At 66.5% G+C, this 23057-nt stretch carries 20 protein-coding genes and 1 tRNA gene; 3 read left to right on the plus strand and 18 right to left on the minus strand.

Annotated features, from left to right (window positions below; all coding sequences use genetic code 11):
• Positions 1 to 13: 13 nt before the first annotated feature.
• The 5 genes from O9281_RS06120 to O9281_RS06140 are packed head-to-tail and all read right to left on the minus strand — an operon-like array spanning position 14 to position 4752.
• Entirely contained in the window at positions 14 to 976 is a 963-nt protein-coding gene (locus O9281_RS06120; RefSeq protein ID WP_298183769.1) for a DNA polymerase III subunit delta', read from the minus strand.
• On the minus strand, positions 973 to 1596 hold the full coding sequence (tmk, locus tag O9281_RS06125) for a dTMP kinase (protein WP_298183770.1): 624 nt from the start codon (positions 1594 to 1596) through the stop codon (positions 973 to 975). Before tmk ends, O9281_RS06120 begins: the two co-directional genes overlap by 4 nt.
• Positions 1593 to 2753, minus strand: coding sequence for a D-alanyl-D-alanine carboxypeptidase family protein (locus tag O9281_RS06130; RefSeq protein WP_298183772.1), 1161 nt, complete (start codon positions 2751 to 2753; stop codon positions 1593 to 1595). The genes tmk and O9281_RS06130 overlap by 4 nt, the downstream gene beginning before the upstream one ends.
• Before the next feature lie 39 nt (positions 2754 to 2792).
• Positions 2793 to 3749 carry an SPOR domain-containing protein gene (locus tag O9281_RS06135; RefSeq protein ID WP_298183774.1) on the minus strand — a complete coding sequence of 319 codons (957 nt, stop codon included), beginning with the start codon at positions 3747 to 3749 and terminating at the stop codon, positions 2793 to 2795.
• The gene (locus tag O9281_RS06140) at positions 3733 to 4752 is read right to left on the minus strand and encodes a lytic transglycosylase domain-containing protein (RefSeq protein WP_298183937.1); all 1020 of its coding nucleotides are present in this window, start codon (positions 4750 to 4752) and stop codon (positions 3733 to 3735) included. The genes O9281_RS06135 and O9281_RS06140 overlap by 17 nt, the downstream gene beginning before the upstream one ends.
• Positions 4753 to 5000: 248 nt before the next feature.
• Here O9281_RS06140 and O9281_RS06145 point away from each other — a divergent pair.
• Positions 5001 to 5090, plus strand: a tRNA-Ser gene (locus O9281_RS06145).
• A 141-nt stretch (positions 5091 to 5231) separates the two neighbouring features.
• On the opposite strand, the gene O9281_RS06150 is transcribed toward O9281_RS06145, so the two are convergent.
• The 3 genes from O9281_RS06150 to O9281_RS06160 are packed head-to-tail and all read right to left on the minus strand — an operon-like array spanning position 5232 to position 8293.
• A complete protein-coding gene (locus O9281_RS06150) occupies positions 5232 to 5603 on the minus strand; it encodes a tRNA-binding protein (RefSeq protein WP_298183776.1) in 372 nt (123 codons plus the stop codon).
• A 7-nt stretch (positions 5604 to 5610) separates the two neighbouring features.
• Positions 5611 to 7023 (minus strand): dihydrolipoyl dehydrogenase, encoded by a 1413-nt coding sequence (gene lpdA, locus O9281_RS06155; RefSeq protein WP_298183777.1) that lies wholly within the window; start codon positions 7021 to 7023, stop codon positions 5611 to 5613.
• Between the two features lies 1 nt (position 7024).
• Positions 7025 to 8293, minus strand: a complete 1269-nt coding sequence (locus O9281_RS06160; RefSeq protein ID WP_298183778.1) for a pyruvate dehydrogenase complex dihydrolipoamide acetyltransferase — start codon at positions 8291 to 8293, stop codon at positions 7025 to 7027.
• A gap of 124 nt (positions 8294 to 8417) precedes the next feature.
• Between O9281_RS06160 and O9281_RS06165 the strand changes: the two genes are divergently transcribed.
• Positions 8418 to 8870, plus strand: a complete 453-nt coding sequence (locus O9281_RS06165; RefSeq protein ID WP_298183780.1) for a universal stress protein — start codon at positions 8418 to 8420, stop codon at positions 8868 to 8870.
• Here the strand turns inward: O9281_RS06165 and O9281_RS06170 are convergent.
• From O9281_RS06170 to radA, 8 genes are all read right to left on the minus strand, one after another.
• Positions 8867 to 11149, minus strand: coding sequence for a ribonuclease R family protein (locus tag O9281_RS06170; RefSeq protein WP_298183782.1), 2283 nt, complete (start codon positions 11147 to 11149; stop codon positions 8867 to 8869). The genes O9281_RS06165 and O9281_RS06170 overlap by 4 nt on opposite strands.
• Position 11150: 1 nt before the next feature.
• Positions 11151 to 12698, minus strand: a complete 1548-nt coding sequence (locus O9281_RS06175) for an aminoacyl--tRNA ligase-related protein (protein ID WP_298183784.1) — start codon at positions 12696 to 12698, stop codon at positions 11151 to 11153.
• Between the two features lie 55 nt (positions 12699 to 12753).
• Complete coding sequence (gene phaR / locus O9281_RS06180; protein WP_298183786.1) at positions 12754 to 13305, minus strand: polyhydroxyalkanoate synthesis repressor PhaR; 552 nt, start codon at positions 13303 to 13305, stop codon at positions 12754 to 12756.
• An 82-nt stretch (positions 13306 to 13387) separates the two neighbouring features.
• Entirely contained in the window at positions 13388 to 14431 is a 1044-nt protein-coding gene (locus O9281_RS06185; RefSeq protein ID WP_298183787.1) for an alanine racemase, read from the minus strand.
• On the minus strand, positions 14421 to 16040 hold the full coding sequence (locus tag O9281_RS06190) for an MFS transporter (RefSeq protein ID WP_298183788.1): 1620 nt from the start codon (positions 16038 to 16040) through the stop codon (positions 14421 to 14423). The genes O9281_RS06185 and O9281_RS06190 overlap by 11 nt, the downstream gene beginning before the upstream one ends.
• Positions 16041 to 16094: 54 nt before the next feature.
• Positions 16095 to 16529 (minus strand): iron-sulfur cluster assembly scaffold protein, encoded by a 435-nt coding sequence (locus tag O9281_RS06195; protein ID WP_298183789.1) that lies wholly within the window; start codon positions 16527 to 16529, stop codon positions 16095 to 16097.
• Positions 16530 to 16535: 6 nt separating this feature from the next.
• Entirely contained in the window at positions 16536 to 17072 is a 537-nt protein-coding gene (locus tag O9281_RS06200) for a CvpA family protein (RefSeq protein ID WP_298183790.1), read from the minus strand.
• An 11-nt stretch (positions 17073 to 17083) separates the two neighbouring features.
• Positions 17084 to 18445 (minus strand): DNA repair protein RadA, encoded by a 1362-nt coding sequence (radA, locus tag O9281_RS06205; RefSeq protein WP_298183791.1) that lies wholly within the window; start codon positions 18443 to 18445, stop codon positions 17084 to 17086.
• Positions 18446 to 18547: 102 nt separating this feature from the next.
• Here radA and O9281_RS06210 point away from each other — a divergent pair, with 102 nt between their 5' ends.
• Positions 18548 to 20863, plus strand: a complete 2316-nt coding sequence (locus tag O9281_RS06210; protein ID WP_298183792.1) for a patatin-like protein — start codon at positions 18548 to 18550, stop codon at positions 20861 to 20863.
• Here O9281_RS06210 and O9281_RS06215 read toward each other — a convergent pair.
• Positions 20860 to 21768, minus strand: a complete 909-nt coding sequence (locus tag O9281_RS06215) for an MBL fold metallo-hydrolase (protein WP_298183794.1) — start codon at positions 21766 to 21768, stop codon at positions 20860 to 20862. The two genes, O9281_RS06210 and O9281_RS06215, sit on opposite strands and share 4 nt — an antisense overlap.
• 47 nt (positions 21769 to 21815) lie before the next feature.
• Complete coding sequence (gene dnaJ, locus O9281_RS06220; RefSeq protein ID WP_298183795.1) at positions 21816 to 22946, minus strand: molecular chaperone DnaJ; 1131 nt, start codon at positions 22944 to 22946, stop codon at positions 21816 to 21818.
• Positions 22947 to 23057 lie beyond the last annotated feature (111 nt).

Raw genomic sequence — 23057 nt, forward strand, 5'->3', positions numbered from 1 at the left:
TTTCAAGGATGGGTTACGCGGCTTCTCTAGGCATCGCGGCGGAGGCCAGCAACCCGCCAATTTCCATCACTGCCAGCCCCGGATCGAAATTGTAGGTCGGCAATTGCGCGGCAAGGCGGACCAGCTCGGCATGGGCGGCGATGATCCGCTGCTGCCGTTCGCGCGGGGCCTGGGCCAGGTCGGCCGCGATGACCGCGCGGGCCAGCTCGACCACAGCCTGCATCCGTTCGCGATCGGGCCGGGTGCCGATCGCTTCGGCCAACGCGCCGCGCAAGGCGAAGTCGGCATCGCCACGCGCGACGATTTCCAGCATCACCCGGTGCAGCGGGCCAAGGTCCTGCAACAGGAACTCAAGGGCCACACCAGGTGCACCAAGCGCTGCCGTAACTGCCGCTTCAAGGGCCTCAAAGGGTGCCTCTGGGGCTACCTGGCTGAGGATCGCATGGACATCGGCATCGGGCAGCGGAGCAAAGCGCAACATCCGGCAGCGCGACCGGATCGTCGGCAGCAGTCGACCGGGGCGATGGGCGATCAGCAGGAAGTAGGTTCCGACCGGCGGCTCTTCCAGACTCTTGAGCAGGGCATTGACCGCTCCCTTCTCCAGATCGTCGGCCGGATCGATGATTACCGCCCGGCGGCTGCCGAGCGTGGGCCGGGTCGTCAGGCGATGCTGCACCGCGCGGATCTCGTCGATCGGGATCGAGCGCTTGCGGCGAATGTCCATATCGCCATCGGCGCGCTTCTTTTCCTCTTCCTTGTTCTCGGGCGGATGTTCCGGGATCAGGATATCGGGGTGCTTGTCCGGCTCGGGCTGAGGAATGCCGCGCTCCGCCACCAGCGCCGCCGCAGCCGCGCGCGCGAACTGCCCCTTGCCGAGACCGCGCGGCCCGGCGAGGATCCAGGCGTGGTGCATCCGCTCGGAGCCCAGCGCTGCGCGCCATTCGGCCCAGGCCGCTTCATGCCCGCGCAGCATCATGCCAGTCCCAAGGCTGCCAGGACGGCGCGATGGACGCTGGCCGCATCGCCATCGCCATCGATCCGGGCGAAGCGGGCCGGCTCGGCATCGGCAAAGCGGCGGAAAGCCGCGCCAACGGCCGCGTGATAAGCGGCATCGCGCCCGCCAATCCGGTCGGCATTGTCACCATCGCGCGCAGCAAGGCGCTGGGAGACGACTTCGGACGAAACCTCGACCAGCAGGGTCAGGTCGGGCAGGATCCCGCCGCTACCAATCCGGTGCAGGTCGAGCACTTCGGCATCGGACAGGCCCCCGCCGCCGCCCTGGTACGCACGGCTCGAATCGACGAAGCGATCGCAGATCACCCAATCGCCCCGTTCCAGCGCGGGAACGATCAGCCGCTCGACATGGTCGGACCGGGCCGCTGCGAACAGCAGGGCCTCGGCGCGGGGATGCCACCCCTCCCCCTCGGTGCCCAGCAGCAGCGCGCGGATCGCCTCTGCCCCCGGCGTGCCGCCCGGCTCACGGGTGACAACACAGGGCTGGCCGCGTTCGCACAGGGCTTCGGCCAAGAGGCGCGCCTGGGTGCTTTTGCCCGCCCCTTCTCCACCTTCGAATGCAATGAACCGCCCGCGTTTCATGGCAGCAACCCTAGCAGGCCATTGACCAGCCTGTCGAACGGTCCGGCCGAGTTAACCGCAGCCGTGGTGGCCAGCGGAATGTCGTGCGGCGGCTGCCCGGCGACGGTCACTTCCAGACCGGCCACGACCTGCCCCTTGGCCAGCGGCGCGACCAGCGGCCCGCGATAGACGATCCGAGTGGTGACCGTCGCCTTGCCGCCGTTCGGCACGGCCAGGCGCCAGTCGCGCAGCGGCGCCAGGCCGACTTCGCGCGCCGCACCCTGCTGCACCCGCGCCGCGCCCACGATCTGCCCGGCGATCAGCAAGGGTTTGCTGTCCCATGCAGCATAACCCCATTCGGCCAGGCGGCGCGCGGCCTCGGCCCGACTGACCTCGTCCGGTGCGCGGGCGACCACCAGCACCAGGCGGCGCCCATCGCGCTCCACCGCGCCAAGGAAGGTATAGCCGGCCTCGCGCGTGTGGCCGGTCTTGATCCCGTCCGCCCCGGAGACCACGCCATTGATCGGGTTCCGGCTGGCCAGGACCTGCCCCTGCCAGGTCATTGTCCTCGGGCCGAAGTAGCGGCGATAGAGCTGCGGGTGATCGTGGATCAGCGCCCGCGCCAGCCGCACCATATCGCGCGCGGTCACCCGCGTCTGGCCGCCATCGGGCAGGCCATTGACGCTGGCAAAGCGGCTGTCGGCCATGCCCAGAGCCTGAGCCCGCGCGTTCATCGCCGCGATCCACGCCGCCTCGCTGCCCAGCGCGCCTTCGGCCAGGGCGACTGCCCCATCGTTGGCGCTGGCCGTGGTGACACCGCGCAGCAGATCAGCGACCGCTACCTGCTGCCCGAGCCTGAGCGACAGGGTGGTCCCGCGCCCCGCCAGCCGCGCCGCGCGCGGGCTGACCGTGACCACGGCATCCTCGCGCAGCTTGCCCGCCGCGATCAGGTCGAAGGCGACCAGCGCGGTCATGGTCTTGGTCATCGAGGCCGGCAGGAAGCGGTCGTCCGCATTGCGGGAAAAGAGCGTCTGCCCGGCCGAGAGATCGACCAGCAGAGCAATCGGCGCCTGCTGCGCGGAGACGGGTGGCGGATCGGATGCTGTGGGCGAAGCCTGGCCTGCCGCGCTAACGGCAGCAAGTGTCACCAGCAGGGCCATGGACCTTTGAACCGGCACGCGCGCTCCCTTGCAGGACCGGCGCGGGGCCTCTCGCCCTCAATTGGCGCGCTGGACCGAAGCCTCGCTATATCCCGCTGCCCGCAGCTTCGCCAGCGCGGCATCGGCCTCGCCGCGCGTGGCGTAACCGCCGACGCGAACCCGCCAGACCGCACCGGCCGGTTCGACCCGGCCACCGGCGCGCCGGGCCAGGCCATCGGCGCGGGCACGGTCGCCAAAGGCACCGAGTTGAACTGTCCAGGCCGCCTTGACCGCCGGAGCGGCAGGGCGCGCAAACGGGCGCGGTTGCACTGGTTCGGGCTTGGCCGCGACGGCAGGCTGGACGGCGGCCTTTGGCGGCATGACAGCAGGGGCAACAGCAGGCTGCACCGCCGACTTCGGGGGCAGCACCGGCAGCTTGTCGGGCATGGGCATCGGCCCGGGCCGCGAAACCTGGGTGCCCGCGCCCTGTTGTTCAAGCCGCCGCTTCAGCACGGTCAGCAGCGAAGGCGGCGTATCCATCCGCAAGGGCGCGCTCTGCCCGGCGCGCAGGGCGCCGCGTTCCGGCTCGGGCGGATTGACCCGGCGGACCCGCACCGGCGCGCGCGGCGCACCGACGATGCCGAGCTGCGCAGCGGCGGCGGGCGACAGTTCGATCAGCAGGCTGCCGGTCATCGGCCCGCGCCGCTCGAGCCGGACCAGGATCGTGCGCCCGGTATCGAGCGAGGTCACCTCGACATAGCTCGGCAGTGGCAGGGTGCGATGGCTGCCGCTGATCCCGCTGCCCGCAACCGTGCCGGCGGCATAGCCAACCGCGTCGTAATTCATGGTGTCGGCCGGAGTATAGGTCACCCCATCCACTTCGAACGGCGCGCCCAGCACCATCGGGTAATCGGCCTGCGGGCCATTGACCGGCACGGGCGGCGGCGCGCGATCCCGGGCACTCACGGGAGCGCCCAGCGCCAGCAGCATGGTCAGCGCCGCAAGCGGCAGGTTTCGGTTAACGGGCAATCTCATCTGCAAGCAACCCCACGGACAGTGCGTAGTAGTTCGAGCAGTTGTAATGCAGGATAACCCGATAATTCCCGGTTAAGAGGAAGGCCCCGTTGCCCGCGCCATCGGGTTCGAACAGCACGGCCATGGTCTGGTCGGCAATGGCCGCGCGTGGTTCAACCCCCAGCGCCCGCCACTCGCCCACGGTTTTCCACACCGAATGGCGCGCCAGAACGCGCGGACAGGATGGCGCCTCAATCCGTGGCGACAATTGCGAGCGATCAAACCCGGCCGGCAGGCTCGCCCGCACGCCCCAGGGTTCGCCCGCGCGCCAGCCGGCATCGCGGAAATAGTTGGCGATCGAGGCAAAGGTATCGGCGCGGCTGTGCCAGATATCGGCATCGCCATCGCCATCCCCATCCCGCGCGACGCGCAGGAAGACCGAAGGCAGGAACTGCGGATGGCCAAAGGCCCCGGCCCAGCTCCCCAGCATCCGCCCGCGCGGCACGCCGCGATCGGCCATCTTCATCAGCGCGATCAGCTCTCCCTCGAACAGGTCGCGTCGCCGCCCTTCATAGGCCAGCGTCGCCAGCGAGCGGGCCAGGTCGAAATCGCCCTTGATCCGGCCGTAGAAGGTTTCCTTGCCCCAGATCGCCACGATCATGCTGGCGGGCACGCCATATTCGGCCTCGAACCGGCGGACCAGCTCGGCATTCTCGGCCAGTGCGCTGCGCCCCTGGTTGATCCGCGCCGCGCCGATGTGGCGCTGGTAATAGGGCCAGAAGGCTGGCGGCGATCCAGTGGTCGAGCCGGGCTGCGAGCGGTCGAGCGCCACCACGCGCGGGTTATAGGTCAACCCGCCCAGGATCCCGTCCACCGCCTGCTGGCTGACCCCCTGCCCGCGTGCCTTGGCCCCGACCAGTTGCAGGTATGACTGGAACCCGACCGCCGCCGCATCGACCGGAGCTGGCGGCGGGCCACCCAGCGGAAGCGCAATTTCCTGCGCCGTCAGCGGGCTTTCCGGCATGGAGAACGCGGCGATAGCCAGGCCAAGCGGCGCAACAAGACGCAGGTTCCGCAGAAATTCCATCGGGGGACCTTGGCACAGCAAGTTCGATTCGGGAAATCCAACAGGGGTGACATCCCCGCGCTTTGCCGCTAGCGGCGCACGGGCGGTCAGGTGGCCGATTGGTTCAAGGCAACGGTCTTGGAATCGAAGATGTCACCGCAGGTGACAAAACCGCCACGCGGCGCTAGCCGCGTTTGGTCTGGTATGGACAGGTGGCCGAGTGGTTTAAGGCAGCGGTCTTGAAAACCGCCGTGGGTGCAAGCTCACCGTGGGTTCGAATCCCACCCTGTCCGCCAGACCTGCCAGCGGCAGGGCTGAAGGACAGGATTGGTGCGAGAACCCATCGAGGGTTCGGAAGCGGAGGCGCGAAGCGCCGGAGCTGGCCGGAGCGAAGCGCAGGCCTATCCCACCCTGTCCGCCACCCCGACAGCGCCGGCTCAGAACAGTCGACCACCCAGCGGCACGTCCTGGTCTGGCGCGAAGAGGACCACCGCGCCCGCTTCATCCGGGAAACCCAGGGTCAGCACTTCGGACATGAACTTGCCGATCTGGCGCGGCGGGAAGTTGATCACGGCGGCGACAAGGCGGCCGGGCAGGTCTTCCAGCGTGTAATGCTCGGTAATCTGGGCTGATGACCGGCGCAGGCCGATAACAGGGCCGAAATCGATGGTCAGCTTGAAGGCCGGCTTGCGCGCCTCGGGAAAGGCCTCGGCCGCGACGATCCGGCCGACCCGGATATCGACCCTGAGGAAATCCTCGAAGGTGATCAGATCGGCCGCCGGAGCGTCTGGCGCGTGGTTGAGATGCATGAGCGCGTCAGATGTGCAGCGCGCGCCCGTAAGCGGCCAGCACGCTTTCGTGCATCATCTCGCTAAGCGTCGGATGCGGGAAGACCGTGGCCATCAGTTCGGCCTCGGTCGTCTCCAGCGTCTTGCCCACGACATAGCCCTGGATCAGCTCGGTCACTTCCGCGCCGACCATGTGCGCACCCAGCAATTCGCCCGTCTTCGCATCGAACACGGTCTTGATGAAGCCTTCCGGCTCACCCAGGGCGATCGCCTTGCCATTGCCGATGAACGGGAAAGTGCCAGCCTTGACCGTGTAGCCCGCTTCCTTGGCCTTGGCCTCGGTCAGGCCGACCGAGGCAACCTGCGGGTGGCAATAGGTGCAGCCCGGGATGTTGCGGCGGTCCATCGCGTGGGGGTGGACCTCCTTGTTGCCCAGTTCCCTGGCGATGCTTTCGGCCGCGATAACGCCTTCATGGCTGGCCTTGTGCGCCAGCCACGGGCCGGGGGTGACGTCACCGATCGCCCATACGCCCGGCACATTGGTGCGGCCATAGTCGTCGATCGCGATGATCCCGCGTTCAGCCTTGATTCCAAGGGTTTCCAAGCCAATATTCTCAGTATTTGGCACGATTCCGACCGCCACGATCACATGGCTGAAATCGCTGGTGACGACCTTTCCATCCTTGCCCTTGATCGCGGCCTTCACGCCTGAGGCCGTGACGTCGATCTTCTCGACCCCCGCCCCGGTCATGATCGTCATGCCCTGCTTGACCAGCGCCTTCTCGAGGAAGGCGGAGACGTCAGCATCCTCAACCGGGACGATCCGGTCCATCATCTCGACAACCGTAACTTCGCTGCCCATATCATTGTAGAAGCTGGAGAATTCGATCCCGATCGCGCCAGAGCCAATTACCAGCAGCTTGCTCGGCAGTTCCTGCGGCACCATCGCGTGGCGATAGGTCCAGACGCGCTTGCCGTCCGCCGGGGCAAAGGGCAGGTCGCGGGCGCGGGCGCCGGTGGCGACGATGATGTGCTTGGCGGTGAGCGTCTCAGTGCCCTTGTCACTGGTGACTTCCAGCTTCCCCGCACCTTTCAAGACCCCGGTGCCCATGTGGACCGCGATCTTGTTCTTCTTCATCAGGTGGGTGACGCCCTGGTTGAGTTGCTTGGCCACGCCCCGGCTGCGCTTGACGACGGCTTCCAGGTCGGCGCGGATATTGTCTGCGGCCAGACCATAGGCGGCCGCGTGCTTCATGTTGTGCAGCACTTCGGCCGAACGCAGCAGCGCCTTGGTGGGGATGCAGCCCCAGTTGAGGCAGATCCCGCCGAGGTTCTCCCGCTCGACAATGGCGGTCTTCAGGCCAAGCTGAGCGCAGCGGATCGCCGCGACATAGCCGCCGGGGCCGGAACCGAGGACGATAACGTCGTACTGGTCAGCCATGTTACGCCACCAGCCCCAGCGGGTTTTCGATCAGGTTCTTGAAAGCCTGCATCAACGCGGCACCATCCGCACCGTCGATCGCGCGGTGATCGAAGCTGCCGGTGGCGCTCATCACCGTGGCCACGGCCAGGGCATCGTCGACCACGAAGGGCCGCTTTTCCCCAGCGCCGACCGCCATGATCATTGCCTGGGGCGGGTTGATCACGGCATCGAACTGCTTGATCCCGTACATCCCGAGGTTGGAAAGGCTGGCAGTGCCGCCCTGGTACTCGTGCGGCTGCAGCTTGCCCTCGCGCGCCTTGGCGGCGAGCGCGGTCATTTCCCTGGAGATCTGCGACACGGTCTTGTTGCCGGCATCGACGATGATCGGCGTGATCAGGCCCGACGGCGCGGCCACGGCAACCGAGATGTCCGAGCGCGAATACTTGCGCAGCTCATCCCCGGCGAAGCTGACATTGCACTTCGGCACGATTTCCAGCGCCTTGGCCAGGGCCTTGATCACCAGGTCATTGACCGAGAGCTTCACGCCCTGGGCTTCGAGCGCCTTGTTGAGGTCACCGCGCAGCTTGAGCAGGGCATCAAGCCGCACGTCGACCGTCAGGTAGATGTGCGGGATCGTCTGCTTGGCCTCGGTCAGGCGGCGCGCGATGGTCTTGCGGACATTGTTGAGCTTTTCGGCTTCGTAGGGGATGCCAAAGTCCGGCACGGCAGCCGGAGCAGTGGCAACGGGCGCCGCTGCTGGCGCTGCGGGTGCGGCAACCGGCGTGACCACACCACCCGCCGCCGCTTCGACATCGGCCTTGACGATCCGCCCATTGGGCCCGCTGCCCGACAGCTTGCCCAGATCGACGCCCAGTTGCCCGGCCATGCGCTTGGCCAGCGGCGAGGCGATCACGCGATCTTCGCCAGCAGCCCTGGGCGCAACCACAGCCGGAGCGGCAGGCGCGGCCACCGGGGCAGGTGCGGCTTCTGCCTTAGGAGCGGGAGCTGCAGCCTTTGGCACCGGAGCGGGCGCAGGGGCCGCCTCGTCATCCCCGGCCAGCGTGGCGATTACCGTGCCGACCTTCACGCCCTCGGCCCCTTCGGGCACGGCGATGGCCACGATGGTACCTTCGTCGACGGCTTCGAATTCCATGGTGGCCTTGTCGGTCTCGATCTCGGCCATGATGTCACCGGAGGAAACCTTGTCCCCCACCTTGACCAGCCATTTGGCCAGAGTGCCCTCTTCCATGGTGGGCGAGAGGGCGGGCATCTTGATCTCGATCGGCATCGCGCGCGTGATTCCTGCTGGGGTGGATTTACCCTACGTCTCTGGCCAAATTGCCTGCCAAGGGCAAGGTTCTTGCGCGGAATACGATTGTAACGGATATGTTGCCCGTAGAAGGGGCAGAGCGATGCGGGTCTATCTGGTAATCATGGACGAGACCGACGAGGCGACTGTCGCCCTGCGGTTCGCCGCGCGCCGCGCCGCGCGCACCGGTGGCGCCGTGCACTTGCTCGCCCTGGTGCCGCGCCAGCAATTCGTGGCCTTTGGCGGAATCCAGGCGACCATCGAAGAGGAAGCGCGGACCCGCGCCGAAGCGCTGGTGACCAGCGCGGCGGGCGAAGTGATGGGCGATAGCCCCACCCCGCCGACCATCGCCGTGCGCCAGGGCGAAGGCATCGCCGTGATCCGCGACTACCTGGCGGAACATCCCGAGATTTCGGTGCTGGTGCTGGGCGCCGCCGCCAATGGTGGCCCTGGCCCGCTGGTCAGCCACTTTGTCGGCATGGCCGGGCAATTGCCCTGCCCGGTCTATGTGATCCCCGGCAACCTGAGCGAAGACGATCTAGCCCGTCTGGGCTAGCGCTTCTTGCCGCGGCCCTGATGCCGGATGTTGCCCGGCCGACCGCGCTGGCCGAACAGGTGCTTGCCCCGCTTCTTGAGCGGTATCTGCATGGGCCGTCCGCGCGGCTCGATCGGCGCGCCGACATGATCCTCCGGCTCGAACTTCAGCGCCCCGGTGAGCGGATTGGCCTCGGCCAGACGCAGCCGCAGGCGGTCGCCCATGGCAAAGCGGGTCTGGCCGCTGTCACCGACCAGCACCTGCGCGCGATCGTCATAGTGGAACCGCTCGTCACCCAGGGTTGAAACCGGCACCAGCCCGTCCCCGCCCAGCCCGAGGATCGTCGCGAACAAGCCGAACTTCTGCACGCCGGTAACGCGGCATTCGAAGACCTCACCCACCCGCGCGGAAAGCCAGGCGGCGACATATCGGTCGATCGTCTCGCGCTCGGCCTCCATCGCCCGGCGTTCGGCCGCGCTGATCGCGTCGCTGATCCGGGACAGGTCGCTGCGATCCCGGTCCGACAGGCCGGAGCGCGGCGGAATATCGCCCTTCGGCTCGGGCTGCTCAAGGCCAAAGCCATCAACCAGCGCGCGATGGACCAGCAGGTCGGCATAACGCCGAATCGGCGAGGTGAAGTGCGCATAGGAGCCCAGCGCCAGGCCAAAGTGCCCGGCGTTGCGCGGCCCATAATAGGCCTGGGTCTGGCTGCGCAGCACGGCTTCCATGATCAGGCCCTTCTCGGCCTCGTCCGCCACGTCTTTCAGCAGGCGGTTGAACAGGCCCGGCGTGATCACCTGGCCCAGCGACAGCTTGCGATCGAAAGTGGAGAGATAGTCCTTCAGCGCCACCAGCTTTTCGCGGTTCGGCGGCTCATGGATGCGGTAGACGATCGGCGCCACCTTGCTTTCCAGCGCCTTGGCCGCGGCCACGTTGGCGGCGATCATGAAATCCTCGACCACGCGGTGCGCATCGAGCCGTTCGCGCAGGGCGATCTCAGTGATCCGGCCCGCCTCGTCCAGCTTGACCCGCCGTTCCGGCAGATCGAGATCGAGCGGATCGCGGTCGGTCCGCGCCCGTTCCAGCGCGCGCCAGGCCTCCCACAGGTTGGCAAGGTGCGGCGCGGCCTCGCCCGCATCGATCCGGCGCTGCGCCTCTTCATAGGCGATCACTTCATCGATCCGCACGATGGCGCGGGTAAAGCGCGAGTCGGTGACCTTGCCATTGGCGGCGATAGTCAGGTGGCAGGCCATGGCCGCGCGATCTTCGCCCGCACGCAGCGAGCAGACATCGGCGCTGAGCACCTCCGGCAGCATCGGCACGACGCGGTCAGGGAAATAGACCGAGTTGCCGCGCTGGCGGGCCGAGCGATCGAGTGCACCACCGGGGCGGACGTAAAAGCTGACATCGGCAATGGCGACGAGGGCACGAAAGCCCCCTTCCCCGTCCGGCTCGGCCCAGATGGCATCGTCGTGGTCGCGCGCATCGCTGGGATCGATCGCCACGATCGGCAGGTGGCGCAGGTCTTCGCGGCGCTCCGCGCTGAGCGGCAGCTTGGCGGCGCGCTGCGCTTCCTCCAGGACTTCGGGAGCAAAGGCAAAGGGGATGCCATGCTTGTGGATCGCGATCAGGCTGAAGGCCTTGGGCGCCAGCGGATCACCGAGAACTTCGGTGACTTTGACGCCTGAGCGCGGGCTGCGACCGGCGGGTTCGGCCAGCACGAGCTGCCCGGCCTCCGCTCCACCCAGGTCCGAGATCGGCTGCGAATGGCGTTCGCGCTTGTCCACGGGAGCGAGCCAGCCCTTGCCCGCGCCATCGATTTCCACCACGCCCATCACCTGTTCGGTGCGGGCGGGCAGCTTCTTCATCGGGTGGGCGATCCACCCAGTGGCGGTTTCTTTGGTCCGGGCCAGCACCCGATCGCCGACCCGCAACGCGGCCTGGGCCGAGCGCCGGTCCGCCCCGCGTTCGATCAGGCGCAGCCTGGGTGGCGGCGTGGCATCATCGGGCTGCCAGCTGTCCGGCACGGCCAACGCCTCGCCATCCTCCGTGCCGACGACGCGCAGCACGGTCACCTTGGCGACGCCGCCCATGCGGTGGAAAGCGGTGCGGTTGCCGTCGATCAGGCCTTCCTCGGCCATGTCCTTGAGCAAGGCCTTGAGCTGGATCTTCTCCTGCCCCTTCAGGCCAAAGGCGCGCGCGATTTCACGTTTGCCGGCAGGTTCGGCGCTGCTCGCGATGAAATTGAGGATCTGCTGCTTGGTAAGCAGCCCGGGCTGAGGCTTGGGCGATCGCGCCAAGTCAGTAGGCCCGCGCGACGTAGATCCGCTCGACCGCCGGCTGCCCGGTGAACAGGCAGGTGCCGGACACCGGTTCGCCGCCCATCGGCGTGTTGCGGATCGTCAGCTTCAGCGCCTTGAGCTTGGCCACCACGGCTTCGAGCGCTTCGCCGGTCGGCCGCGACCAGACCACTTCGACCCAGCCCGGATAGCGCTGGTCGGCACTGAAGAAGGCTTCCAGCCCGGCAAGGTCGGTGACCCCGCGATGGATCTGGGCATCGCGCCGCGCGGTCGCCTCGGCGTGGAGTTCGCGCTGGATGTCTTCCAGTTCTGCCGCCGCTGCAGCGAGGAAGTCCTCGCGCGACTGGCCGACGAAGTTGACCTTGCCATCCTCGCGGTAGAGCCGGTCACGGCGCACGGCGGAAACCTGTCCGCCGGCAGCATCGCGCCCGCCGATTTCGAGGATCAGCGGCACGCCCTTCTTGACCCAACCCCAGCGCTTGGCCGTGGCCTTGCCCGCGCGCTTGTCCAAGAGGACGCGGATCGGCTCGCCCAGGGCCCACTGGCTGGCAAGCGCGGCGCGCAGATCCTCGCAATAGGCCAGCAAGGCTTCGTCGCCATCGTCATCGCGCAGCATCGGCAGGATCACCACCTGGTGCGGGGCGATGCGCGGCGGCACGCGCAGGCCATCGTCATCGCCGTGCGTCATGATCACGCCGCCGATCAGGCGGGTGGAGACGCCCCAGGACGTGGTGTGGCACAGCTGCTGCCCGCCTTCCTTGTCCTGATACTTGATCCCCGCCGCCTCGGCGAAACCGGTGCCGAGATAGTGCGAGGTGCCGGCCTGCAGCGCCTTGCCATCCTGCATCATGGCTTCGATCGAATAGGTCGCCACGGCACCGGGGAAGCGCTCGTTCTCGGGCTTCTCACCCGCGATCACCGGCATGGCGAGATCGTCTTCGGCGTGGCTGCGGTACATTTCCAGCGCGCGCAACGTTTCGGCCATCGCGTCATCGCGGTCGGCGTGGGCCGTGTGCCCTTCCTGCCAGAGGAATTCGCTGGTGCGCAGGAACATGCGGGTGCGCATTTCCCAGCGCACCACGTTAGCCCACTGGTTGGTCAGCAGCGGCAGGTCCCGCCACGACTGGACCCAGCGGCTCATCGCCTGGCCGATCACCGTTTCCGAAGTGGGGCGCACGATCAGCGGTTCTTCCAGCTTGGCCTCAGGATCGGGCACCAGCCCACCCTTGCCATCCTGGATCAGGCGGTGATGGGTGACGACCGCCATTTCCTTGGCGAAGCCGTCAACGTGTTCGGCTTCCTTAGCAAAGTAGGACAGCGGGATAAACAGCGGGAAGTAGCAATTCTGCACGCCTGCGGCCTTGATCCGGGCGTCCACCAGGTGCTGGATGCGTTCCCAGATGCCATAGCCCCACGGCTTGATGACCATGCAGCCGCGCACGCCGCTTTCCTCGGCCATCTCCGCCTCGGAGATGACTTCCTGGTACCATTGGGCGAAATCGTCGGCGCGGGTGACGGACAGCGCGTGCTTGATCTTGGGCGTGTTCATGGCCGCGCGCGATAGCCGAGCGCCCCCTTGCGGGCAAGCGGTGTGACGGACTGCCTTACTTGCTCAGTTCGTCCAGCTTCTTCTGCATTTCGGCCATCTGAGCGCGCAGTTGAGCAATCTCGTCATCCTTGCTCGCGCCGCCGGACGACCCCTTGCCATCATTTAGGCCTGGCACGAAGGCCGAGGCCGCCGCCTTGAACATTTCGAGGTTGCGCTGGGCCAGCTTGGCCAGGGGGTTGTTGCCGAGGCTGGCTTCGAAGGCCTCGCGCAGCTTCTGCTGGTTGGAGCGGAAGTTATCCATCGAGGCTTCGAGATAGTGCGGGACCAGGCTCTGCATCGAATTGCCGTACATCGCGATCAGCTGGCGCAGGAAGTTGACGGGGAGCATCTGTTCACCGCCCGCGCTTTCCTCTTCCATGATGATTTGCGTAAGGATCTGGTGGGTGATGTCCGCCCCGGTCTTGGCGTCGAGCACCTTGAAGTCCACCCCTTCGCGGGTCATCTTCGCCAGGTGTTCCAGTGTGATGTAGCTGGAGGACTGGGTGTTGTAGAGCCGCCGGTTCGCGTACTTCTTGATGATGACGGTATCACCCTTGGCCTGCGCCATATTGCCCCCAAGCTGCCGTTACGACACGCCGTGTTAGCACCCGCAACATCGCAATTGCAACATCCCTGTTGCTGCGCAGCAATCAGCGCTGGAAACGACGGCCTAGCAGGGTCAGCAACTCGTATTGCGACAGGCCGGAAACGGCTGCTGCCGTAGGTAGATGATAATCGACCTGCAGCCAATCGCCCTCGCCCAGATCATCCGCCCCGGTCAGGTCAATCACGGTCATGTCCATCGAAACCCGGCCCAGCACAGGCAGGGCGCGACCGCTGGCGCGCAACACGCCCTTGCCCGACCAGGCGCGCAGATAGCCATCGGCATAACCCAGGCTGACCACGCCCGCGCGCATCGCTCGCGGCGCAACAAAAGTGGCATTGTAGCCCACCCCTTCGCCCGCCGCGATTTCCCGCACCTGGATCAGCGCGGCCTCGGGCTTGACGACCTGCCGGATGTGGGGTTCGAGCGCCGCGCAGGGCACACCGCCATAGAGCGACAGCCCCGGTCGGGTCAGATCGCCATGATAGCCCGGACCCAGCGCGATCCCTGCGCTGTTGGCCAGGCTGGCCCGGCGGTGCCGCACTGCACGCCGCGCCGCGTTCCAGCGCTCAAGCTGCAGGGCGTTACTCGGGACCTCTTCCTCGGCAGAGGCAAGGTGCGAATGCAGCACATCGATGTCGAGCGCAGCAATGGCAGGGTCGGCCAGGTCACTCAGCGCCAGGCCAAGCCGGTTGATCCCGGTATCGACCATCAGATCGCACAGGCCGCCCCCGGCCTCCAGCCAGCGGCGGGCCTGGGCCAGGCTGTTGATCACCGGCCGCACGCCACTGGAACAGGCAAACGCAGCCTCTTCCGCCGTAACCGGACCGTGCAACACCGCAATGCTGGGGGGCGGGACATGGCGAAGCAGCGCAGGAACTTCCTGCCAATGGGCCACGAAAAAGTCCGCGCACCCGTCCTCGCGCAGAACCGGCGCCGCAACATCGACGCCGACGCCATAGGCATCGGCCTTTAGCGCCGCACCGGCGCTGGCTTGGCCGGACAGCCGGTCAAGCGCCCGCCAGTTGGCGGCCAGCGCTTCCCGGTCGATCGCAAGGCGCAGGGTGGCGGGCGGAGCCTCAAGCAGCATCGTCGGCGAAATCGCGCGGCTTTCCGTTCGGCAGACCCCACCAGGCCACGATCATCGCCATCAGCACGACGAACCAGGTGTACCACAGCCCCGAATAGGGATCACCGGTGCGGGCCACGATATAGCCCGCGATGAACGGCAGGAACCCTCCGAAGTAACCCGTACCGATGTGATAGGGGATCGACATCGAGCTGTAACGCACCTTGGGCGGAAACATTTCCGCCAGCAGCGCCGCCACCGGGCCATAGGTTGCGGCCGACAGCGCCATCAGCACCAGCAAGGCCGCAATGATCAGCGCCGACTGGCCCAGGCTGGGCTTGTGCTTTTCGAAGTTGAACACGGTCTTGCCGACGCGCGCCTCGATCTCGGCCTTGCGAGCCTTGGCATCATCCCAGTTCAGCCCGTCGAGCGCGACGACCTGGCTACCGCCCATGACGAGTTCCAGCTTGTCACCGGCCGCCAGCGTATAGCTCACTCCGGCGCCGGCGAAATCGCCCATCAGCTTGCCGCACTCGGTCTTCTGCTTGGTGGCAAAGGGATCATAGGTGCAGTCCGGCCCGCGAATGGTCCATTCGATCGCCGAGCTCTGCGCCGGATTCTTGGCGACAGAACCGATGAACCAGAAGGTCGGGAACAGCAGCAGCAGGGTCAGCGCATAGCCGATCACGATCGGCTTCTTGCGACCGATCCGGTCGGACAGCTTGCCGAAGTAGATATAGAACCCCATCCCGATCAGCGCGGAGATGCCGACGATGATCTCGGCAGTGGTCGTCTCGATATGCATGGAATTCTGCAGGAAGCCCAGGCCCGAGAACATCGCCGTGTACCAGATCACCGTCAGGCCCGCCGCAATGCCGAACAGGGCAATGAAGATCCGCTTCTTGTTGCCAGGATAGGTGAAGCTCTCGACGAAGGGATTGCCGGCAATCTCGCCCTCTTCCTTCATCGCCTTGAACACCGGGCTCTCCGACAGCTTCACGCGCATCCACAGCGAAATCGCCAGCAGGATGATGCTGAGCAGGAAGGGCACACGCCAGCCCCAGGCGTTCCAGGTTTCTGGGCTCATCATCGCCTTGCAGCCGAGTACCACGATCAGGCTGAGCACAAAGCCACCGACCACGCTGGCCTGGATGAAGCTGGTGTAGAAGCCGCGCTTTTCGAAGGCGGAATGTTCAGCGACATAGATCGCGGCGCCGCCATACTCCCCACCCAGTGCCAGACCTTGAAGAATCCGCATCAGGATCACCAGCGCCGGGGCCCAGAAACCGATCTGTTCGGCCGCCGGGATCAGACCGACGCCGGCCGTCGCGACCCCCATCAGCGTCACCGTGACCAGGAAGGTGTACTTGCGCCCCAGCTTGTCACCCAGATAACCGAAAAACACGGCTCCCAGCGGGCGGAACCCGAATCCGACCGCAAAAACCAGCCAGAACAGCAGCATTTCCAGCGTCGCATTGCCGGTGGGAAAGAACGTCTTGGACAGGATGCTGCCCAGCGCCGCATAGATGAAGAAATCATACCATTCGAACACGGTTCCGGCCGAACTGGCCCCGATGACCAGGCGCATTTCCGAAGCGGAGGGTTCGTGGTGGTGCGGCTTCGTCGCCATGGCTTCCCCTGTCTGTACTTTGTTGTGGTGTTATACTGGTGTTTCAACTGCGCTCTAGCCGGGCTTTGCCGCCGTGAAAAGCGCATCGCGCGCCGCCTGCCAGGCAAGCATGACCGCGCCGTGCCGCGCCGGATAGTCGCGCGCAGCTGCGATCGCGCCAAGGCCGGGCCAATCAGGCAGGTTACCGCCATGCTCAAGCCAGGTGGTCAGTGCCGTCAGCGCAGCCTCGATTTCGGCCAGATTGCGCCCTTGCGCGGCCTGGGCGAACAGCGCGGCACTGGCCTGGCCGATCGCGCAGGCCTGGACCTGCAAGCCGATCTGCTCGATCCGGCCTGCCCCATCGACTGCCAGGCCAAGCGCCACGCGGCTGCCACACAGCGCCGAGCGCGCCTCACCCTGCACGGGCCAGGCGGCGACGAGGGGCCAGCGGGCCAGGCTGGTGGCCAGGGCGAGCACCTCGCGGTTGTAGAGGGTCTGGGCTGTGGCCAAGGGCGCTCAGCCCCGTTCGGCGTTAAGCCGCTTGGCCTCTGCCTCGACAGCCGCCTTGCGGCGTTCGGCGATGATATCGACCAGCGCCGCGCTGCTTGCATTGATGAAAGGATAGGCCCGCGCCTGGGTGATCCAGGTCGGCCGCCCGCCCGCACCCCAGACGGTGTCATAACCCAGCACCAGTACCGAAAACGCCAGCACCGAAATCACCAGGCCCTTTACCGTGCCAAAGCCGAAGCCCAGCAGCCGGTCGATCGGACCAAGCACGGATTCGCGGCTGGCCTCGCCCATCCGCTTGGCGGCCAGTTTGACGATGGCATAGGGGACAAGCAGCAACAGGGCGAAGGCCAGCACGGTGGCCCCGGATTCGCTGCCAATATGGGGCAGCAATTGCTCCGACAGCGGGGTATGCAGCTGGTGGATGGCGAACAGCGAGATTACCCAGGCCGCCAGCGCCAGCACCTCCTGCACGAAACCGCGCATGAAGCCCGTGATTGCACCCAGGCCAACGAGTACCAGAACTGCAATATCAAAGCCGGCCATGGCCCGGAAATCTAGGTACCACCCATCACGCGGTCAACGAGATTCCTTAGCAAAGACACTTCGTTAAATCCTTTACCCGAGCTTGCCGCATCGCCCGGGCCATAAGCCTTTGCAAAGCCGAGCTTCGCCGATTCCTTCAGCCGGATCGCGCCGTGCGCCACGGGACGAACTTCGCCGGCGAGCGAGACTTCGCCAAACCACACCGCATCGCCCGGCAAGGGGCGGTCCGCGAGCGCCGAAACCAGCGCCGCAGCGACCGCAAGGTCGGCCGCCGGATCGGACAGGCGATAGCCGCCAGCGACGTTGAGATAGACCTCGCACGAGGAGAAATTGAGGCCGCAGCGCGCCTCGAGCACGGCGAGCAGCATGGCCATCCGGCCGCTGTCCCATCCGACCACGGCGCGGCGCGGAGTAGCCCCGCTCGCCAGCCGCACGATCAGCGCCTGGATCTCCACCAGCACCGGCCGGGTACCTTCCATCGCCGGGAAAACCGCGCTTCCCGGCACCGGGTTCTCGCGCCCGGAGAGGAACAGCAGCGAGGGATTGCCCACTTCGGTCAGACCCTGCCCGGCCATGGCGAAGACGCCGATCTCATCGACCGGGCCAAACCGGTTCTTAAGGTTGCGCAGGATCCGGTACTGGTGGCTCCGCTCGCCCTCGAAGCTCATCACCACATCGACCATGTGTTCAAGCACGCGCGGCCCGGCAATCGAACCGTCCTTGGTGACGTGCCCCACCAGCACCAGCGCCGTGCCGCATTCCTTGGCATAGCGGATCAGTTCAAAGGCCGAAGCGCGGACCTGGCTGACCGTACCCGGCGCGCCCTCGATCTGGTCGGAATGCATGGTCTGGATCGAATCGATCACCAGCAGCGCGGGCGGCGCCATGCCGCCCAACGTGGTTAAGATGTCCCGCACCGAAGTGGCCGCCGCCAGCCGGATCGGCGCATCGGCCAGGCCCAGGCGCTCGGCCCGCAGTCGCACCTGGCCCGCCGCCTCCTCCCCGCTGATGTAGACGACCTCGCCCCCGTTACGGGCGATCTGGGCCGCGGCCTGCAGCAACAGGGTGGACTTGCCGATCCCCGGATCGCCGCCCATCAGCACGGCCGAGCCGGGCACCAGCCCGCCGCCCAGCGCGCGGTCGAACTCGGCAATGCCGGTGCTGCGCCGCACCAATTGCTGCCCCGGCGCATCGAGTGGTTCGAACGCGATCTTGCGGCCACCGCCAGACAGGTCATGCTTCTGCGAGAACACCGTTTCGGGGGCTTCCTCAGCCAGGGTGTTCCATTCGCCACAATCGGCGCACTGGCCCTGCCAGCGGTGCGTGACGCTGCCACAGGCCTGGCAGACATAGCGGCGTTTCGGTTTGGCCATGCTGCGGCGATAATCGGAACGAAGCAGGAACGCAACCCAGTCCGGGCAAATCAGGCAATAGCCGCATGGCGCGGTTCAGGTTTCTCTGGCTATAAGGCCACCATGCGCCAGAAAGAGCTTCGTATTGCCCTGGTCTGCTATGGCGGCGTTAGCCTGGCGGTCTACATGCATGGCGTTACCAAGGAACTGTGGAAGCTGGCCCGCGCCAGCCGCGCCTTCCTCGCTAGAGAAGCTGCGCCCGGCAAGGTCGAGGGCGTCTACCTCAAGCTGCTCCAGCAGGTCGAGCAGCAGCACCGCCTGCGGCTGCGCGTCCTTCCCGATATTGTCGCCGGGGCCAGCGCCGGGGGCATCAACGGCGTGTTCCTGGCCCAGGCGATCCATTCGGGGCAAAGCCTGGAGCCTTTGACCGAGCTGTGGCTGGAACGCGCCGATGTCGAGGTGCTGATCGACCCGGGCGCTCGGCCATGGTGGCGCTATGCGAAGTTCTGGGCCATGCCACTGGTCTGGTGGATCCTGACCCGCCCCGGCAACGTGGTCAGCACCAGTGTCGCCCCCGAAACCCGGACCGAGGTACGGACCAAGCTGTCGCGCCTCATTCGCTCGCGGTGGTTCGAGCCGCCGTTCTCGGGCAGCGGCTTTTCCCGCCTGCTGGCCGAGGCGCTCGATGCCATGGCCGCTGGCCAGACCGAGGCTCCGTTGCTGCCGCCCGGCCACCCGCTCGACCTGTTCGTCACCGCTACCGATTTCAAGGGCTTTCCCCAGCGGCTGCAGCTGAACAGCCCGGCCGAAGCAGAGGAAAGCGAGCACCGCCTGTCGATCGGGTTCCGCAGCCGCACGCCGTCAAGGGCCGGGGCACCGCTGGCCCCCTGCCCCGAACTGGTCTTCGCAGCGCGGGCCACGGCGAGCTTTCCGGGCGCTTTCCCTGCGCTGCAACTGGCCGAACTCGATCGCCTGATGGCCGAGCGACAGGTCGAGTGGTCCAGTCGCACCGCCTTCTTCCGGCGGGTCATGCCCGAACACAGCGCCCGCGGCGACCTTGACGGGGTGGCGCTGATCGACGGGTCGGTGCTGGTCAACGCGCCATTTGCCGAAGCGATGGGCGTGCTGCGCGATAGGCCGGCCCAACGCGAGGTCGATCGGCGTTTCGTCTATGTCGATCCCCACCCGGATCGGGTCGGCGGCATGCGCCGCTCCGATCCGCGCGCGCCGGGCTTTTTCTCCGCGATCTTCGGCTCGCTCTCATCGATCCCGCGCGAGCAGCCGGTGCGCGACAACCTGGAGGCGATTGCCCGCCGCTCTGATCAGTTGAACGAGCTGAAGCGGATGGTCGAGGCGCTGCGTCCCGAAGTGGAGGCCGAAGTCGAACGCCTGTTCGGCCGCAAACTGCTGTTCGAACAACGCAGCCTGCGCGACTTGACCGCCTGGCGCGAAAAGGCCCAGGCCGCGGCCGCCGAACGCGCGGGTTATGCCTATCACGGCTATGGCCAGGTCAAGTTCGGGGCGATCCTGCGTGACCTGGCCGATACGATCGAGGCGGCCGCACCCGATGCCCTGCGTGGCGGCAGCGAGGCGATTGTCCGGCACCTGACCGGCTGGCTTGCGACCTGCGGGCTCGACCATCTCGCCACGCTGAAGGGTGGCGCAACCACCGAGGCCGTCGCCTTCTTCCGCGAACATGACCTCGGCTATCGCATCCGCCGCCTGCGACACCTCGCCCGCCGCCTGTCGGAAGACTGGGACGATATCGACCGGCAATATCCGCTGGCGCGCGAGGATGCGCGCGAAGCGGTCTATCGGGCGCTGGGCCTCTACTTCGAGCGGGAATCGGCTGCCTTCCTCGGCGACGACTTCCCCGACATCGCCCGGCAGATCGACCGCGATCCCGCACAGGTGCTGGCGGCCATCGCCGCGCGTCGGGAACTTGTAGCGCTTGACCGCACGGTGGACGAGGCCCTGGCGGCGGCGCTGCGTCCCCTGCCCAGGGAACTACGGCGCCGGGTACTGCTGACCTACCTGGGCTTCCCGTTCTACGACACGGTCACCCTGCCCTTGCTGGGGGGCGAGAACATCAACGAGCTGGATCCGGCCAAGGTTGATCGCATATCGCCCGACGACTGCAATTCGATCCGCACCGGCGGCGCCAGCGCGACCCTGCGCGGGGTTGAATTCTACAACTTCGGGGCCTTCTTCAGCCGCGCCTATCGCGAGAACGATTACCTGTGGGGCCGCCTCCACGGGACCGAGCGGATGCTTGACCTGGTTGCCTCGGCCCTGCCCACGGGCAGCCTGTTCGATCCTGCCGACCTCGCTGCGCTCAAACGCGAGGCCTTCCTCGCGATCCTTGATGAAGAGGCCGAGCGGCTGACGATCGATCCCGGACTCGTGTCGGGAATCCGGGCGGAAGTATTGAAAAGCTAATGCTTGTGGGGCTTGGGCCCCGTGGCATCGAGGCTGATCCAGATCGCTTTCACAAAGGCATCGGCGGAGATGAAGGCCTTTGCCTTTTCCATCGGCTTCAGCGGATTGTCAGGCAGCACGGCATCCAGCGTCTGCCCCTTGGCCTTGCGCTGGCGGATCTGATCCACTGCCCCGGCGATCATTTCGCGCCAGGCAATCAGATCAGCCTGGGTGCCAACCGGGCCGTGGCCGGGGATCACCTTGGTCTGCGGGTTGGTGACCTTGATCAGGTGATCGAGCGTGTGGATCAGGTGCAGCACGTTGCCGCCCGAATTGGTGTCGACGAAGGGGAAGCCCTGCCCGTTCATCATCAGGTCGCCGGTGTGGAGGACATTGGCCTTGCGCCAGTACAGCGCCGTGTCGCCATCGGTGTGCCCGCCATGGGTGCTGATTGCGTCGATCCGGTCACCATTGAGGTGGAAGCTGACCCCGTTCTGATAGGTGACGACGGGTAGCGTCGCGGGCGACGCGGGCGGGACGGCGGCAACCCCCGCGGTCGCTCCGCTCACCATCCGCACCCGCACGTTCTCATGGGCGAAGATCGTCACCCCGGCCTTGCCGAGGTTCTCGTTCCCGCCGGTATGGTCGAAATGCCAATGGGTGTTGACCAGGTACTTGACCGGTTTGGCGCCGAGCCCGGCAACAGCGGCCAGTATCTTGTCAGTCAGCGGCGCGAACTGATCGTCGATCAGGACCGAACCATCCTCGCCATAGGACAAGCCGATGTTCCCACCTGCGCCGAACAGCACGGCAACGCCCGGTGCCACGACCTCAGTCTTGATCTGAACCTTGCTGAAATCGGGGGCTTGGGCAGCAGCAGGAACACTGATGGCAAAGACTGCGGCGGCGGAAACGACAAGGCGCATGATCAATCCTCTCTGCTCATGTGGGCAAGAGGACTGCGCCCGCCACCTCAATCGGTCAAGTCGTTCCAGGCTTCCTTCAGCCGGTCGAAAAAGCCCTTGGACTGCGGGCATTCATCACCGGTTTCGGTTTCTTGCAGTTCGCGCAGCAGTTCCTTCTGGCGGGCAGTCAGTTTGGTCGGTGTTTCGACCATGATTTCCATGACGAGATCGCCGCGGCCGCGCCCTTGCAGCACCGGCATCCCGGCGCCGCGTCGGCGTAGCTGTTTGCCCGATTGGATCCCGGCGGGGATCGGCACGGTGTGGCGCTCGCCATCGATCCCGGGCAGTTCGATCTCGCCGCCCAGGGCCGCGGTGGTGAATGTGATCGGCACGCGGGTCAGCAAAGTGGTTCCGTCGCGCTCGAACACCGGGTGGCGGCGAACGTGGACGAAGATGTAAAGGTCGCCGGGGGGGGCGCCGAACGGTCCCGCCTCGCCCTTGCCGCCCATGCGGAGCCGCGTGCCGGTATCGACACCGGGGGGAATGGTCACGTCCAGCTTCTGCGCCTGGTCAACGCGGCCTTCGCCACCGCATTTGCGGCAGGGCTTTTCAATCACCTCACCCCGACCGTGGCAGGTCGGGCAGGTGCGCTCGACCATAAAGAAGCCTTGCTGCGCGCGGACCTGGCCGTGGCCACCGCACAGGTTGCAGCGCCGCGTTCCGGTGCCGGGTTCGGCCCCCGAACCGCCGCAGGGATCGCAAGCCGCTGCCACCTCGATCTCGATCTGCGCCTGCTTGCCGTTGAAGGCATCTTCCAGGCTGATTTCCATGTCATAGCGCAGGTCCGCGCCGCGCCGGGCCTGCTGCCGCCCGCCACCGCCAAAGGCGCTGCCGAAGATCGTTTCGAAGATATCGCCCAGGTCGGAAAAGCCACCGCCGCCTGCGCCACCGCCGCCACCAGGGCCGCCGTTCTGGAACGCGGCATGGCCAAACCGGTCATAAGCGGCGCGCTTTTGCGGATCCTTCAGGCAATCATAAGCCTGGCTGATCGCCTTGAACTTGGCCTCGGCCTCGGCATCGCCGGGGTTGCGGTCCGGATGGAACCGCATGGCCAGCTTGCGATAGGACGATTTGATCGTCGCATCGTCGGCCGTCCGCTCAACCTCGAGCAATTCGTAATAGTCGATCTCGGCAGACATCACGTCCCCCATTCAAACCACTTGTCACCCCCGCGAACGCGGGGGCCCATGGCGCAAGGTCTGACCATGGGCTCCCGCTTTCGCGGGAATGACAAGCTGCGTTTGTCGTGC

This window comes from Novosphingobium sp., assembly GCF_027531025.1.
In the GTDB taxonomy this organism is placed as follows: domain Bacteria; phylum Pseudomonadota; class Alphaproteobacteria; order Sphingomonadales; family Sphingomonadaceae; genus Novosphingobium.

Excerpts from the sequence above, each read along its gene's own strand:
- O9281_RS06120 (WP_298183769.1), bottom strand. The coding sequence starts at position 976 with ATGATGCTGCGCGGGCATGAAGCGGCCTGGGCCGAATGGCGCGCAGCG.
- tmk (WP_298183770.1), bottom strand. The coding sequence starts at position 1,596 with ATGAAACGCGGGCGGTTCATTGCATTCGAAGGTGGAGAAGGGGCGGGC.
- O9281_RS06135 (WP_298183774.1), bottom strand. The coding sequence starts at position 3,749 with ATGAGATTGCCCGTTAACCGAAACCTGCCGCTTGCGGCGCTGACCATG.
- O9281_RS06140 (WP_298183937.1), bottom strand. The coding sequence starts at position 4,752 with ATGCCGGAAAGCCCGCTGACGGCGCAGGAAATTGCGCTTCCGCTGGGT.
- O9281_RS06150 (WP_298183776.1), bottom strand. The coding sequence starts at position 5,603 with ATGCATCTCAACCACGCGCCAGACGCTCCGGCGGCCGATCTGATCACC.
- lpdA (WP_298183777.1), bottom strand. The coding sequence starts at position 7,023 with ATGGCTGACCAGTACGACGTTATCGTCCTCGGTTCCGGCCCCGGCGGC.
- O9281_RS06160 (WP_298183778.1), bottom strand. The coding sequence starts at position 8,293 with ATGCCGATCGAGATCAAGATGCCCGCCCTCTCGCCCACCATGGAAGAG.
- O9281_RS06165 (WP_298183780.1), top strand. The coding sequence starts at position 8,418 with ATGCGGGTCTATCTGGTAATCATGGACGAGACCGACGAGGCGACTGTC.
- O9281_RS06175 (WP_298183784.1), bottom strand. The coding sequence starts at position 12,698 with ATGAACACGCCCAAGATCAAGCACGCGCTGTCCGTCACCCGCGCCGAC.
- phaR (WP_298183786.1), bottom strand. The coding sequence starts at position 13,305 with ATGGCGCAGGCCAAGGGTGATACCGTCATCATCAAGAAGTACGCGAAC.
- O9281_RS06185 (WP_298183787.1), bottom strand. The coding sequence starts at position 14,431 with ATGCTGCTTGAGGCTCCGCCCGCCACCCTGCGCCTTGCGATCGACCGG.
- O9281_RS06190 (WP_298183788.1), bottom strand. The coding sequence starts at position 16,040 with ATGGCGACGAAGCCGCACCACCACGAACCCTCCGCTTCGGAAATGCGC.
- O9281_RS06200 (WP_298183790.1), bottom strand. The coding sequence starts at position 17,072 with ATGGCCGGCTTTGATATTGCAGTTCTGGTACTCGTTGGCCTGGGTGCA.
- radA (WP_298183791.1), bottom strand. The coding sequence starts at position 18,445 with ATGGCCAAACCGAAACGCCGCTATGTCTGCCAGGCCTGTGGCAGCGTC.
- O9281_RS06210 (WP_298183792.1), top strand. The coding sequence starts at position 18,548 with ATGCGCCAGAAAGAGCTTCGTATTGCCCTGGTCTGCTATGGCGGCGTT.
- O9281_RS06215 (WP_298183794.1), bottom strand. The coding sequence starts at position 21,768 with ATGCGCCTTGTCGTTTCCGCCGCCGCAGTCTTTGCCATCAGTGTTCCT.
- dnaJ (WP_298183795.1), bottom strand. The coding sequence starts at position 22,946 with ATGTCTGCCGAGATCGACTATTACGAATTGCTCGAGGTTGAGCGGACG.